Origin of the sequence: Pseudomonas sp. AN-B15 (genome assembly GCF_019056475.1) — a bacterium.
Classification (GTDB): Bacteria; Pseudomonadota; Gammaproteobacteria; order Pseudomonadales; family Pseudomonadaceae; genus Aquipseudomonas; species Aquipseudomonas parakoreensis.
The window spans coordinates 1,537,441-1,550,818 of the sequence record NZ_CP049737.1 but is presented as its reverse complement, the minus strand read 5'-3'; the positions used below and the strand labels follow the sequence as shown (position 1 = coordinate 1,550,818).

14 protein-coding genes and 1 pseudogene are annotated in these 13,378 nt (G+C 58.4%); 5 read left to right on the top strand and 10 right to left on the bottom strand.

Features of this window, described 5'->3' with window-relative positions; translation table 11 throughout:
- Window positions 1-8: 8 nt before the first annotated feature.
- The 6 genes from GTQ41_RS07145 to GTQ41_RS07120 all read right to left on the bottom strand — a co-directional run bounded on the left by GTQ41_RS07145 (window position 9) and on the right by GTQ41_RS07120 (window position 5,705).
- A complete protein-coding gene (locus tag GTQ41_RS07145) occupies window positions 9-1,064 on the bottom strand; it encodes a hypothetical protein (protein ID WP_020301034.1) in 1,056 nt (351 codons plus the stop codon).
- Between the two features lie 105 nt (window positions 1,065-1,169).
- Window positions 1,170-1,586, bottom strand: a complete 417-nt coding sequence (locus GTQ41_RS07140) for a hypothetical protein (RefSeq protein WP_020301033.1) — start codon at window positions 1,584-1,586, stop codon at window positions 1,170-1,172.
- Between the two features lie 187 nt (window positions 1,587-1,773).
- Window positions 1,774-2,073 (bottom strand): hypothetical protein, encoded by a 300-nt coding sequence (locus GTQ41_RS07135; protein ID WP_120247646.1) that lies wholly within the window; start codon window positions 2,071-2,073, stop codon window positions 1,774-1,776.
- Window positions 2,070-2,819, bottom strand: coding sequence for a hypothetical protein (locus GTQ41_RS07130; RefSeq protein WP_120247645.1), 750 nt, complete (start codon window positions 2,817-2,819; stop codon window positions 2,070-2,072). The genes GTQ41_RS07135 and GTQ41_RS07130 overlap by 4 nt, the downstream gene beginning before the upstream one ends.
- Window positions 2,820-3,568: 749 nt before the next feature.
- Complete coding sequence (locus GTQ41_RS07125; protein WP_046784947.1) at window positions 3,569-4,183, bottom strand: hypothetical protein; 615 nt, start codon at window positions 4,181-4,183, stop codon at window positions 3,569-3,571.
- 79 nt (window positions 4,184-4,262) lie between these two features.
- Entirely contained in the window at window positions 4,263-5,705 is a 1,443-nt protein-coding gene (locus tag GTQ41_RS07120) for a tyrosine-type recombinase/integrase (RefSeq protein WP_046784946.1), read from the bottom strand.
- A 43-nt stretch (window positions 5,706-5,748) separates the two neighbouring features.
- On the opposite strand from GTQ41_RS07120, the pseudogene GTQ41_RS07115 reads away from it, so the two are divergent.
- Window positions 5,749-5,940, top strand: a pseudogene (locus GTQ41_RS07115) (L-aspartate oxidase); the annotation flags it as partial.
- Here GTQ41_RS07115 and GTQ41_RS07110 read toward each other — a convergent pair.
- Window positions 5,909-6,361, bottom strand: coding sequence for a protein YgfX (locus tag GTQ41_RS07110; protein ID WP_047292284.1), 453 nt, complete (start codon window positions 6,359-6,361; stop codon window positions 5,909-5,911). The pseudogene GTQ41_RS07115 and the gene GTQ41_RS07110 sit on opposite strands and share 32 nt — an antisense overlap.
- On the bottom strand, window positions 6,345-6,599 hold the full coding sequence (locus GTQ41_RS07105) for a succinate dehydrogenase assembly factor 2 (protein ID WP_007963266.1): 255 nt from the start codon (window positions 6,597-6,599) through the stop codon (window positions 6,345-6,347). The genes GTQ41_RS07110 and GTQ41_RS07105 overlap by 17 nt, the downstream gene beginning before the upstream one ends.
- A gap of 149 nt (window positions 6,600-6,748) precedes the next feature.
- Here GTQ41_RS07105 and GTQ41_RS07100 point away from each other — a divergent pair, with 149 nt between their 5' ends.
- Both GTQ41_RS07100 and GTQ41_RS07095 read left to right on the top strand, forming a co-directional pair.
- A complete protein-coding gene (locus GTQ41_RS07100; protein ID WP_047292282.1) occupies window positions 6,749-7,690 on the top strand; it encodes a folate-binding protein YgfZ in 942 nt (313 codons plus the stop codon).
- Window positions 7,691-7,725: 35 nt separating this feature from the next.
- Window positions 7,726-8,547, top strand: coding sequence for an HDOD domain-containing protein (locus GTQ41_RS07095; protein ID WP_047292279.1), 822 nt, complete (start codon window positions 7,726-7,728; stop codon window positions 8,545-8,547).
- Between the two features lie 152 nt (window positions 8,548-8,699).
- On the opposite strand, the gene GTQ41_RS07090 is transcribed toward GTQ41_RS07095, so the two are convergent.
- Together GTQ41_RS07090 and GTQ41_RS07085 are read right to left on the bottom strand one after the other, a co-directional pair.
- Window positions 8,700-10,085, bottom strand: a complete 1,386-nt coding sequence (locus tag GTQ41_RS07090) for a sensor histidine kinase (RefSeq protein ID WP_086792025.1) — start codon at window positions 10,083-10,085, stop codon at window positions 8,700-8,702.
- Window positions 10,078-10,749 (bottom strand): response regulator, encoded by a 672-nt coding sequence (locus GTQ41_RS07085; RefSeq protein ID WP_041070394.1) that lies wholly within the window; start codon window positions 10,747-10,749, stop codon window positions 10,078-10,080. Before GTQ41_RS07085 ends, GTQ41_RS07090 begins: the two co-directional genes overlap by 8 nt.
- Window positions 10,750-10,986: 237 nt before the next feature.
- Between GTQ41_RS07085 and GTQ41_RS07080 the strand changes: the two genes are divergently transcribed.
- Window positions 10,987-12,279, top strand: a complete 1,293-nt coding sequence (locus tag GTQ41_RS07080) for an OprD family porin (RefSeq protein WP_047292274.1) — start codon at window positions 10,987-10,989, stop codon at window positions 12,277-12,279.
- A 94-nt stretch (window positions 12,280-12,373) separates the two neighbouring features.
- Window positions 12,374-13,351, top strand: coding sequence for a tripartite tricarboxylate transporter substrate binding protein (locus GTQ41_RS07075; RefSeq protein ID WP_041070529.1), 978 nt, complete (start codon window positions 12,374-12,376; stop codon window positions 13,349-13,351).
- Window positions 13,352-13,378: the final 27 nt, after the last annotated feature.

Genomic DNA, 13,378 nt, shown 5'->3' with positions numbered 1-13,378 from the left:
AGCGGGTGTTACGGCTTGACGACCACACGGGTGATCAGCGGAAAGTCTACGGTCTCGACCTGAAGTTTCTCAGTAGGGTCCGCTGGGTTTGCCAGCTTCAGCTTGACCTTGGCCTGAGCCATTACGTCAGCGATACCGGTGATTTCGATGTCCCAGCCCTGTACCGAGGCGTTACGGCTGGCGAGGATTGACCACACATCACCGTCGTTACCTTCACGGAACGACAGGGAGGCGAAGCCTTTAGGGAGCATGAAGACGCCACGGTTGCCATCCGAATAGAACTGGGTACGGCAGCCCAACAGGTCCTCAATATCATCTACGCCTGCACGCTGGGCAGCACGCTCAAGGATTGCCTGTTCGGTCATGTGCATCAGCAGCACGAAGTCACTCAGGGAGTTGCCCACTGAGTGGTTGATGCTCAGTGTTAGTTGGTCAATCCAATCCTCAGCACGATCACGTGGTCCAGTGCCAGCAATGGTGACTTCCTTGACCTCGACACTTGGGGACTTCAGGAGAATGTCCACGATGGTAGAGCCGCACGCTTTCTCAAAGTCCTGCATGGCCTTATCCAGCATTTGGCCGATGGAGTTGCTGGTGAAACCTGCCACCACATGAGCATCTAACAGAGTCATACGGTGCGAGAAGAACGCGGCGGTATCAGTGGGCTCCGTAAAGATCACGTCACCGGCAACAGCTTCACCCTTTGTAATGGTCGAGGTGTCGTAGATCGACTTACGTGGGTCGAACTCGACGTTGCGGTCGACCATGTTGACCAGTTGCACAGGGGTCGGCTCAGTGCCCTTAGGTCGAAACTCACACGGGATAGCATCAACGGCGTTCTGGTGCCATTCGCCACCATTAAAGAAGTCGTCAAGGACCGCAACGATACCTTCAGCGGCGACGCTGCCGTCACTGCATGGGGCGCTTGTGGATGCCTGGGTGTTGAACTGAAGGTTACCACCATTGCCCCACACGGCCTGCTCATAGGCAGTCGGTGCGCTGTAACGGTCAGTGTTCTCGCGGTGGTCGGCGGATTTGAAAGCGTTCTGTTTACGAGTAGGCATGATTGAGTATCTCCTGAAAGTTTACTTGAAGGGGTTCAACGGGACGCCAACAAGAGCCAGCGCCACCGGAGGCAAGACGGTGTGAGTCAGTAGGTTGCCCGTGAGTCATTCCCACGAGGACCATGAGGACCGGCCATTAGCGGCACGGATAGCAGCACCACGTGCACGGTATTCAGCTTCGCGGGCCTCACGCTTGGCACGGCGACGGGCGACCTCAAGGGCCGTAGGGGTCGCATAGGAAGCAACGCGCTCAGCATGGGCACGAGACTCAGCTAACTGGCGCTCACGCTCGGCTGCTGAATGGGCCTCACGAGCACGAACTGCTCGGACCACAGCGGGGAACGCATCAGCGATCAGACCAGCGTCAAGGTATTGCTTAACGATGGCCTCACGGGCCGAATCATTCTTACCTGCACCAGCGATCAGCCCAGACAGCATCACGCCTTCAGCGAAGGTACGGGTCACGCTCTGGCCTTGGACTTCAACAGTTTCGGGCGTTACGTTTTGAATGTTCAATTGCATGGTAGGTGTCTCCTAAATTCGAGACATTGATTCATGGCCCTGCCGCATAGAGGCAACGTGACCAGATGGCAAGGAGTAGCCGCACGGACCTCTCAAGGACATGATCAATATCTTCTGGGTTTGGGTTGGTGCGATCACGGGTCTGTAACTTGGCGGGGTGTGATCTTGGTGCCGATAGCGGACGGCGTTACAATAGATGGATGATGCGTTGAGCTTTCCCTAAAGGGACCTTTAAGCGTGCACGGAGTACCCCGTCGATGTGGAGCGATGGTGACCCGATGATCGACTTAACGAAGGCGCTCAGACCGGGGTGATTGGCTTCGAGGTGGGCCAGTAGGGAATCCAAATGGACCCCGCATGATGACTCGCAATAGAAGCTGTTACGGGCACGTCGATCACGCCAGATGCCACGGAGGGTCAGCAACTTCACGCGGGACGCGGGGGTGACGCACAGGGCATTGAGCTGGTCGAGGAAGGAACTGCTCATAGCTGTGCCTCCTTGCATGCACGGCCCCAGCGATCCACACGGGATGCCTGAGTGGCCTTCTTAGCTTTGGCCTGAGCGGCCTTGGCTTCAGCTACGCCGACGTTGATGGTCTCAGTATTTGCACGCAACCAGTCAAGGCCACGGGGTTTGACCCTCCAGCCTTCACGGTTGCCGAAGTCCGATGAGATCGCCACAAAGGCGCCTGATGAGAAACCTTGCTGCTTCGGTCGGATCTGACCAGTACGGCTACCAAAATCGTCACAGACGTGAACGAACATCGGCCCCTTTGCGAGAAATTCAAGAGCAAGTCGAGGCTGTTGAATACCAGCCACACGGCAAGCCTCGGTCCATGTCAGACCCGCGCCGCGAGCCTTCATGTCGAGAGTCGTAGCCTTGGGCATGTTTGCGTCCAGAAGGGCATCTTTATGGCGCAGCTCACGGACGGCACTGTTACGCATGGCGATGAACGCACGAATGACCATCAGGTAAAAGTCGGTTGAAACCCACATGGCGTATGCAATTGCGCCCTCTTCTGTTGCAAGGGTCCCGTTACCGTGGGAGACATGCAAATTTGCATCTTTGATCAGGGCAGCTTGAACAGCATTACGCCACTGACCCGGTTCCCGAACATTCAGAGTCTTGGCGATCTCGTTGAGATTCCACATTCCATCTTCGTTCGGCTTGAAGGTCTGCCCCTCAATCACGATAGGCAGCAGATCAGTTTGGTTATTGGTGTTGGCCAGCATAGTAGTGGACTCCTTTTGAATGCCCCCTGAGTTCGCTCCCACAGGCCGACCGTCAAGGCCCCACTACGGGCATCGACTATGGCTCAAGAAGCATTCAGAAAGACTTGACGTTGATAAAAGCCCAGCGACGGGCGTAGAGGAATTCAGAGCGACCGATTAGCTTAGCGGTCTGTCCCTGTTCTTGTGAGGGTTTTTAATCTGGTCATACTGGAGCACCAACGAGCCGCTACGGTCACACTTCTACAACCACGACATCGAAGGTAGACCCAAGATCTTAATGATCGACCTTAAGGTAACTCTAAGAGCATTCTCTTTAAGTTTTTATTATTTATAGAACTAAACTAATAAAACTTAATCTTAGAGTCATCTTGTAGAGATCTTTAAGTTAAAAGGCCCCTTTATACTGTGCGATCAGAGATAGGAGGCCCAAACCTATCAAGGGTCTATTCACACGAAGTGCGCAGACAGAATCGCTACAGTGGACCTGATGCTGGCCCCGCAGATCCCGTTAGGGCTGCGCTTGGTGGTCGTGGTGTCTTGGACATTGGTCTACCTGAAAGAGGTAACGTTGATCACTGGACGTACACGCCTTGCCCGCAGAGGGCCACCTTTGAGGTGACCTTGCGGCATCTTGAAAGGAAAGCAACGCTGATTTAGCCTGTCCCTCTTTGGGTGAGGGTTTTTAAATCTTCGACGAACGTGTAGCTAACACGTCAGGACTCACAACCGCTCGCATGTCCTTATCGAACCTAACGGCTGGTCTTCCCTGAAGTGACATCAAGGTAGACCTTATTGTTGACTTTCATACCGCCGCAATAAGTGAAGTACACACCTTCGCCACGATTCGTTGAGGCCATCCAGCCACCAATTTCCTTGAAGTCATCCTCAGTACAAGTGCCGTCATCTATCAATGCCCGCGCTGCTTTAGCAAATGGGTCCTTATAAATCCTATAATCGTCTGAACCTTTTACGAGAGAGTAATCTCCACTTGCATCCTCTGAAGGGTCCTTAGGGCGATCTCGGCTAAAATCTTTGCTCTGAACCCATTCAGCAAACTTCCCGTCCTTGATGCCATTAACGGCCGTACAGGCTTTATTTCCAGACTTAATGTACTCGCTGACGCCGCCAGTACAGGATGCAGAATAGGTTTTAGTAATACGCACCCACTGACCTTTACGCTCTAAGATGTCAACGCCTTCCCTGAACATAAGTCGGCCTGCGACCCCACACTCTGTAGATGGGCAAGTGTGTCGATCAGTACGATCTGTGGTGACCCATAGTTTTTCCTGCCCCAGCGCATGAGCCGCAAAGACTTGAAGCACTGCACAAAGAGCGAGGCCACTGAAGAAACGTCCATTGTTCAATTGACAGCTCCGTTACTTAGTTAATGTTCCATGATGTCCGCATACTAAGCGCTCGTTGGCGACCAGCATAGATGCAGCCTTAGCTTACCAGCTTCAAAGCTTTCACCAGAGCGTCCGCCATACGGCCCACCTCAACGGCACTCCCAGCCCCGTACAGGTCATAACTGATAGACCCTGAAGCGTGACCCAAGATGGACTCAGCGGTTCCCACAGGCACCTCAGCGGCCTTCAAGGCACCGGCCAGTGAGTGACGCAATGAGTGGAAAGTCTGGGTCCGATCAGCGTTCAAGCTCAAGACATCCCGTAACGCACCATTAAGCAGGTTCGAGAACTGACCAGCGCCCAAGGTGAACAGCCGAGAGTCGGCCTTCCTGACAAACTCAAGGAACGCCTTAAGGTCGAAGCCATAGGCCCCGTCAGTCAGCGGTACGACACGTAGAGCATTCTTGGTCTTGGCTGTCTTGCCATCGTTCCTATTGATGTCGATGACCCACACAGTCCCGACCTGCTTAACGTCAGCCTTGGTCAACTGCCTGAGTTCCTCAATACGGGTCCCAGTGATCACTCCAAGGGACAACGCCCAGCGCTGCCAAGCGTCCACTGGAAGCGACTTAGCGTGAGCCATCAGGGCCTTTACCTGATCCTGAGAGAGCGCCTCACGGGAGCTGTCAGCTCCTTTAGTTGGCTTCAGGCCCTTATCGAAACTCTTATCGAGGTAGCCATTGTTCACAGCCCAATCCATGACCGTTGATAGCCGGGTCAGCAGCTTCTTAACTGTCGAAGGCTTACGGGCCTCAAGGAGCTTTTCCCTGAGGCCCTTCATGTCTTCCCGTGTGTGGCTCTTCATGTCCAAGTCACCAAGGACCGCACCGATGGCCTCACACGATGACTTCACGTCCCGCATGGTGCTGGCCTGAATGCTGTCCTTGCGTTCCTCCATGTAGAGCGCAGAGAGAGACTTAAAGGTCAGACCCGGAGAAGCATTTACAGATTGGGAGAGAAAGAGGGCTTCAGGCGTGCCACAAGGTTCATCGTTGAGGTCCTTAACGATCTCGACCAGCTTCCCTGAACGGCCCCGCATACGCTCCTGAGAGGCCTCAAGGATCTCAAGGGCCTTACTGACTGCCCGCTGCTGATTCACACTCAGAGGCAACGTTGCGGACGCCTTACGCAACGCCAAGTGATGCTCATCGTTGATCATCTCGTAAGCGACCAGTGAGCTGTCACCGTGTGCCATCGTCAAGTTGTACTCAGCGAAGTCAGTCAGGCGCGCGCGCAGTTCATCCCATGACGCCTCTGGGTTGTCCAAGTGGTAGGCCTTGAGGGTCGAAAGGATGTCGTCTGAGATGGTCATTGCGGTGGCCTTGTCGGTGGTCCTGAGTGACAGCGTGAAGAAGCCCTTAACGGTTCCTTGCGGGCGAAGGCGAAGGTAATAGCGACCAGACCGGCGATAGTGGTATGGCTTGGCGAGCGCAGTTTGTAACAGGTTTGTCCCACTTTGGGAGCGGTGGTTGACGGTCATCGGCTGAAACCCCTGTATCCATTGGGTTTAGCCTCACAGGGTCGAGTTCTACAGCAACTATAAGGTCAGCCGCGACCTGATCGAGTTGCGTAATCTGGCGCAAGTCGCCGAGCTGATGATCTGCTCAGCCATGGAGCGCAAGGAAAGTCGCGGCCTGCATTACACGCTCGACTATCCGAACCTGCTGCCCGAGGCGCTCGACACTATTCTGGTGCCGCCCACCTACGCCGGCTGAATTTGAGCCGCACTCGCAGGCGTCGGTGCACATCCGCTGCCTGCGAGTCTCGCGGTACGCAGATCGAACGCACTCGCCGCTCCCCACGCAGACGAAAGCGCAACACCACGATCAACGGCAACGCCAGGCTGTCCGGGCGCAACTGCACCGCTTGCCAGCCGCCCGCCTGATTCCACAACTGCCAGCCATCGGCGTCGCGGCGCAATCGGCAAAAGGCCTGCGGATGCTTCAGCAGTATCTGCCGTGGCAACACCCATGCGGCGTGCAGCACACAGGCGAAAGCTCCGAGCAGACTGGCCCAGAGTGGAATCGACAGGAGAAACAAAACACCCACAGCGAACGCCTGGGCCAACAGGTACGCCGCCAGCAACTGCCGTGAGGCATGCCAGCGGCATTCGAAGGTGTTACTTGGGCTGAACACGGTCCAGGATCATCCGGACCATGCGCTGCAGTTCCGGATCTTCGGATTCGCTGCGCTCCATGAACCAGCCGAACATGTCCTGGTCTTCACAGGTCAGCAGTCGGACATACAAGTCGCGATCGACCTGGTTGAGGTGCGGATAGACCTCCTGCACGAACGGCACCAGCAGCACGTCAAGTTCCAGCATGCCGCGGCGGCTGTGCCAGAAGAGGCGATTGAGTTCAACTTGTTCGACCATGGAGCCCTCCTCAAATAGGCGCGCAGTATACAGCCCCGGCGCAGGTCGCACAGTCGGCTTTGGTCGGGCCCCACCGATCCTTTATCAACTACCCATTTCAACAACGCGCCCTTATGATGTGCCCCAGACTTTTTTACCTGCGATGAACCATGGCCGATTCTGCTTTTTTCTGCACCCTGTCTCATGAAGGCGTACTCGCGGTTCGCGGCGCGGATGCCGGCAAATTCCTGCAAGGCCAGTTGACCTGCAACATCAATTACCTCAGCGACAGCCAGGCCAGCCTTGGCGCACGCTGCACGCAAAAAGGCCGGATGCAGTCGAGCTTCCGCATTCTGCTCGAAGGTGACGGTGTGCTGCTGGCGATGGCCAGCGAACTGCTGGAGCCGCAACTGGCAGATCTGAAAAAGTACGCCGTATTCTCCAAGTCCAAGTTGACCGACGAAAGCGCCGCCTGGGTGCGTTTTGGCCTGGAGCACGGCGACGCCGCATTGGCCAGCCTGGGGCTGGAACTGCCGCGCGAGACCGATGCCGTGGTGCGCAACGCAGGCCTGATCGCGATTCGCGTCTCGGCGGATCGCGCCGAGCTCTGGACACCGGCCGATCAAGCCAATGCCATCAAGGCCAAACTCGTCGCCGCCCTGCCGGAAGGCGAGTTGAACCAATGGCTGCTGGGGCAGATTCGCGCCGGTATCGGTCAGGTCATGCCGTCCACCCGCGAGTTGTTCATCCCGCAGATGCTCAACCTGCAGGCCGTCGGCGGCGTGAGTTTCAAGAAAGGTTGCTACACCGGACAGGAAATCGTCGCGCGCATGCAGTACCTGGGCAAGCTCAAGCGTCGCCTCTATCGCGTGCGACTGGACGCGAGCGAACTGCCTGAGCCGGGTACCCCGCTGTTCGCCCCAAGCCACAGCAGCGCCATCGGCGAAGTGGTGATTGCCGCCCGCGCCGCAGAAAAGATTGAACTGCTGGCGGTGTTGCAGGCCGAAGCTGCCGAAGCGGGTGATCTGCACCTGGGTGCCCTCGAAGGCCCAGCGCTGCATTTGCTCGACCTGCCCTACGAACTGGATCGCGACCGCGAAATCCAGCGCTGATCGCAGCTTTTGTTGCAACACCCTAGAGAATCTACATGAGCGAGCTGGCGGATAAGGTCCAACAGGATTTGGTTGAGGCCATCGATAACGATGACCTGGTTCTGCCAACGTTACCGGAAGTGGCCCTGCAAATTCGCAAGGCCGCCGAAGATCCGGAGATCAGCGTCAGCGATCTGAGCAAAGTCATTGGCCGCGACACGGCACTGTCGGCGCGCCTGATCAAAGTGGTCAACAGCCCGTTGCTGCGTGCGACCCAGGAAGTCACCGACCTGCACACCGCGATCACCCGGCTGGGGGTGAACTACAGCAGCAACCTGGCGATCGGGCTGGTGATGGAACAGATCTTCCACGCCCGCTCCGACGTGGTCGAACAGAAGATGCGCGAAGTCTGGCGCAAGAGCCTGGAAATCGCCGGCGTCAGCTACGCCCTGTGCCGCCGCCACACCCAACTCAAACCTGATCAGGCAGCGCTGGGCGGACTGGTGCATCAGATCGGCGTGCTGCCGATCCTGACTTACGCCGAAGATCACTACGAACTGCTGTCGGATCCGGTCAGCCTCAATCATGTGATCGACCACATTCACCCGCTGCTGGGCGACAAGCTGTTGCGGGTCTGGGAATTTCCCGAGCAATTGGTGGAGCTGCCTGGGCTGTATCTGGATTTCAAGCGCGACTCGGCACAGATCGATTACGTCGATCTGGTGCAGGTGGCGAGCCTGTATTGCCACAAGGACAGCGATCATTCGATTTCACGGATTGACCCACTCAGTGTGCCGGCATTCAGAAAGCTTGGGATCGATCCGGAGAACAAGCAATTGTGTGCAGATCTGGAAGAGTCGCGGACGATGTTTTACTGACCTGTGGCGAGGGAGCTTGCTCCCGCTGGGCTGCGAAGCAGCCCCAAAACCAGGCGGCCTCCCTTCACCAGGCAAACCTTGCACTCAGGAATCACGACTGCTGCGCGGCTGAGCGGGAGCAAGCTCCCTCGCCACAAAAGCCATCTCGGCTGCTATCCGGCAATAAAACTCACCCGAACCTTCAAACCGGCCTGCTCGCCATCATGCAAGGTGATCTGCGCCAGATGCGCCCGGCAGATCTCTCCGACAATCGCCAGCCCCAACCCTGAACCCGCCACCTGTTGATTGCGCCGGTAGAAGCGTTCAAACACCCGATCACGCTCCTCCAGCGGAATCCCCGGCCCGTCATCTTCAACCTCAAGCACCGCCGGTGCCGCGACCCGCAGAATCACGTTGCCGCCCGGTGGCGTATGCGCCAGGGCGTTGTCCACCAGATTGCTCAACAGTTCATTGAGCAACGTCGGCTCGCCGCGCAGCCATACCGGTTCATCCGCCTCCAGCGCCAGTGCGACGCCGCGCGCGTGGGCGAGAGGCGCCATGGCCATGCCCAGTTCGCGGGCCAACTGACTCAGATCCAATAATTGCGCGCCGCCCTCGGCAATCGCCCGGGCACCGTTTTCCACCCGTGCCAGCGACAGCAGTTGATTGGCCAGATGGGTCAGGCGGTCAGTGCTTTGCGCCGATGACTCCAGGGTCGTGCGCCAGGTTTCCGGCTCGCTGGAACGCAGCCCCAACTCCAGCCGCGCCTTCAATGCTGCCAGTGGCGTGCGCAGTTCGTGGGCGGCATCGGCGATGAACTGCGCCTGCCGCTCGAACTGCCCACGCAGGCGCTCGGTGAAGTGATTGAGCGCGCGCACCAGCGGCCACAATTCATGTTGCACCTCCACCAGCGGCAGCGGCCGCAAATCATCGGGCTGGCGCTCCTCCACCGCCGTGCGCAGACGTTCCAGCGGGCGCAGCGCAGCACTCACCGCGAACCACACCAGCAACAATGCGCCGATCGCGAGCATGCCCAGACGCAACAGCGTATCGGCCGCCAGACTGCGCGCCATGGCGACGCGCGCCTCATCGGTTTCGGCGACGCGGATTTCCGCCATGCCGTTCATGTTCGGTTCGGTGACCGCTTTGAGCAGGCTGACCACGCGCACGTTCTGCCCGCGATAGGTCGCGTTGTAGAAGCGCGCGAGCGCCGGGTAATCGTCGGTTCTTGGCGTACCGGGTGGCGGCCCGGGCAGGTTTTCGTAGCCGGAAATCAGCTTCTGGTGGATGTCGTTGACCTGGTAATAGATCCGCCCGGCACTGTCGTAGGCGAAAGTATCGAGGGCCACGTAGGGCACATCGGCGCTGAGCGTACCGTCGCGTTGCGAGAGGCCGGCGGCGATGGTTCGCGCCGAGGCCAGCAGGGTTCGGTCGTAAGCCGTGTCGGCAGCTTCGCGTCCGTTCCAGTACGCGCTCAAACCACTGGCGAGCATCAATACCACCAGCAACAACGCGAGGTTCCACAGCAACCGCCAGCGCAGGCTGCTGGGCTTATGCATCGCGGCTTTCCAGCAGGTAACCGAGGCCACGGAAAGTCACGATCGCCACAGGCTGGCCGTCGAGTTTCTTGCGCAAGCGATGCACGTAGATTTCGATGGCGTCGGGGCTGGCTTCTTCGTCGAGCCCGAACACCTGCGCGGCGAGTTGCTCCTTGCTCATCACCCGTCCCGGGCGGGCGATCAATGCTTCGAGCACGGCCTGTTCGCGAGAGGTCAGGGTCAGCAATTCTTCGCCGAGGCTGAAACGTCGGGTGTCGAGATCGTAGGCCAGCACGCCGCAACGCTGCTGGCGTTCGCCGCCGAGCACACTGCGTCGCAGCAGGGCTTTGACCCGCGCTTCGAGTTCGCTCAGTTCGAACGGTTTGGCGAGGTAATCGTCAGCGCCGAGATTCAAGCCGTGTACGCGGTCCTTCACATCGCTGCGCGCCGTCAGCATCAACACCGGCAGGTTCTTGCCGCGTGCGCGCAGGCGCGCCAGCACCTCGAACCCGTCCATGCGCGGCAGGCCGACATCGAGGATCGCCATCGCGTATTCCTCGCTGCCCAGCGCCAGGTCGGCGGCCACGCCATCGTGCAGCACGTCCACGGTCAGACCGGTGCTCTTGAGCGCCTGGGCGACGCTTTCGGCCAGCTGCAAATGGTCTTCGACGAGCAGAACACGCATGGATCCTTACCTCATTCAGGGATGGCCGACGCCATTCTTTGCCGCGGAGTTTACAGCCGCAACCGCCACTGTGAAGCCCGAAAACCGCGAAATCCAGCTGAAAGGTTAGCGAAAGGTTAGGCCGTTAGAGTCCGGTCACGGACAGTTTCGACTGCCGTCGCTGCTGCCACACAGCGCTACGAAAAACGCCACGAAGCGTTTTCGACCAATAAGAACAATAAACGGAGTACACCGCGCATGCCGTCCTTGCAGACCAAGGCTTTCACGCCCGCTCGCCCTTTGCGTTTCAGCCACACCGCCCTCGCCAGTGCCGCCGCCCTCGCCAGTTTTTCACCGCTGAGCTACGCCGACTTCATCAAAGACAGTTCCGCCACCTTCGAAACCCGCAACATGTACTTCAACCGTGACTTTCGCAACGGCACCAGCGCCCAGCAAAGCAAGCGGGATGAATGGGCCCAGGGTTTCATGCTCAACCTGCAATCGGGTTACACCGACGGCACCGTGGGGTTCGGTGTCGATGCGCTGGGCATGTTGGGGGTCAAACTTGATTCGAGCCCGGATCGCACCGGCACCGGCCTGTTGCCGACCCACGATGACGGGCGCGCCGCTGATGAATATTCCAAGGTCGGCCTGACCGGCAAAGTGAAAATCTCCGCCACCGAACTGAAAATCGGCAGCCTGATACCTGAATTGCCGATCCTCAAACCGAACGACGGGCGCATCCTGCCGCAGACCTTCGAGGGCGGTTTGCTGACCTCCAAAGAGATCAAGAACCTGACCTTCACCGGCGGGCGTCTGGAGAAAGCCAAGGATCGCGACAGCACCGATTTCGAGGACATTGCCCTCAATAACAAGAACAGCCGTTTCGCTGGCACCGTGGCCGGCAAGCATTTCGATTTTGCCGGCGTGGACTACAAGTTCACCGACAAGATCACCGGCAGCTATCATTTCGCCCAACTTGACGAAGTCTACAACCAGCATTTCTTCGGGCTGGTCGCCTCGCGGCCGATGGGTCCGGGCACATTCGCCACCGACCTGCGTTTTGCGGTCAGTGACGATCAGGGCGCGGCCCGTGGTGGCGAAATCGACAACCGCTCGCTCAATGGCCTGGTCAGCTATGCCCTGAGCGGCCACAAGTTCAGCGCCGGCTATCAGCACATGTCCGGCGACAGCGCCTTCCCGTATGTCGATGGCAGCGATCCGTACCTGGTCAACTTCGTGCAGATCAACGACTTCGCCGGCGCCGAAGAACGCTCCTGGCAGGCGCGTTACGACTTCGACTTTGCGCGCCTCGGCATCCCCGGCCTGTCGTTCATGAGTCGTTACCTGAGCGGTGACAACATCAAGCTCAAGAACGGCGATGAAGGCAAAGAGTGGGAACGCAACACCGAGATCAAATATGTAGTACAAAGCGGCGCCTTGAAGGACGTTGCCGTCCGCCTGCGTAATGCCACCTACCGTTCCAACTACTCCGCTCGCGATGCCGATGAAGTGCGTCTGCTGGTGAGCTATAGCGTTGCCCTTTGGTAATTGATTGAAATGCTGCGGGTTGGAAGATCAAAAGATCGCAGCCTGCGGCAGCTCCTGCAAAAAGCCCTACAACAAGAAGACCGTGGAGAAACCAATGAACTTATCACTGCGTAAAGTTGCTCTGGCCGCTGGCGTCATGCTGTTCGCCGGCCAACTGATGGCCGAACCGAAGCGCCCGGAATGCATCGCCCCGGCCTCCCCAGGCGGCGGTTTCGACCTGACCTGCAAACTGGCGCAAAGCGCGCTGGTCAACGAAAAACTGCTGACCAAACCGATGCGTGTGACTTACATGCCCGGCGGTGTCGGCGCGGTGGCGTACAACGCGGTCGTCGCTCAGCGCCCGGCCGATGCGGGCACGCTGGTGGCGTGGTCCAGCGGTTCGCTGCTGAACCTGGCGCAAGGCAAGTTCGGCCGTTTCGATGAAACCAATGTGCGCTGGCTCGCGGCCGTCGGCACCAGCTACGGCGCCATCGCGGTGAAAAGCGATTCGCCCTACAAGACCCTCGACGATCTCGTCAAAGCCTTGAAGAAAGATCCGAGCTCGGTGGTCATTGGTTCCGGCGGCACCGTCGGCAGCCAGGACTGGATGCAAACCGCCCTGATCGCCAAGGCTGCCGGGATCAACCCGCGTGACCTGCGTTACGTCGCCCTCGAAGGTGGCGGCGAAATTGCCACCGCGCTGCTTGGCGGGCACATCCAGGTCGGCAGCACCGACATTTCCGACTCCATGCCGCACATCCAGAGCGGTGACATGCGCCTGTTGGCAGTATTTGCCGACAAACGCCTCGACGAGCCGGAAATGAAAGACATCCCGACCGCCCGCGAGCAGGGTTACGACATCGTCTGGCCAGTGGTTCGCGGTTTCTACCTCGGGCCAAAAGTCAGCGACGAAGACTACGCCTGGTGGAAAGACGCCTTCGACAAACTGCTGGCCTCGGACGATTTCGCCAAGCTGCGCGATCAGCGTGAACTGTTCCCGTTCGCCATGACCGGCCCGGAGCTGGACACCTACGTGAAGAAGCAGGTGGCGGACTACAAGGTGCTGGCCAAAGAGTTCGGCCTGATTCAGTGATCGTCTCTGTCTAGCGGCTGTGGCCTC